Here is a 277-nt window from a genome sequence, read left to right on the forward strand (position 1 = left end):
AGCTTTCGGTAGTCCGGAACCTGGCAGGCCTCCCATAGCCGCTCCACGGCCTTCGGCCCATGCGCCCATTCGCGCACCTCGGCATCGCGTGCGACATGTTCGAGCACGCGCTGGTCCTCGGCGACCGGCGCTCGCGTCAGTGCCTCATGATTGGGCGCCTGCGCCAGTGACACCTGGAGCGCGCCGAGCGAGGAGAAATCCAGCCTGGCGTTGCGCCACTGCAGCATCTTGACGCTGTCGAAGGTGTGGTTCTGCAGCGCATTGACGAGCTCGGGCT

1 protein-coding gene is annotated in these 277 nt (G+C 66.4%); it reads right to left on the minus strand.

Translation table 11 applies throughout. The features are described 5' to 3' along the window. A partial coding sequence (locus OU789_RS16830) for a hypothetical protein (protein WP_274656950.1) occupies window positions 1-277 on the minus strand: 277 nt, incomplete at both ends.

The organism is Halocynthiibacter sp. C4 (assembly GCF_028823805.1).
Taxonomy (GTDB): Bacteria; Pseudomonadota; Alphaproteobacteria; order Rhodobacterales; family Rhodobacteraceae; genus Falsihalocynthiibacter; species Falsihalocynthiibacter halioticoli.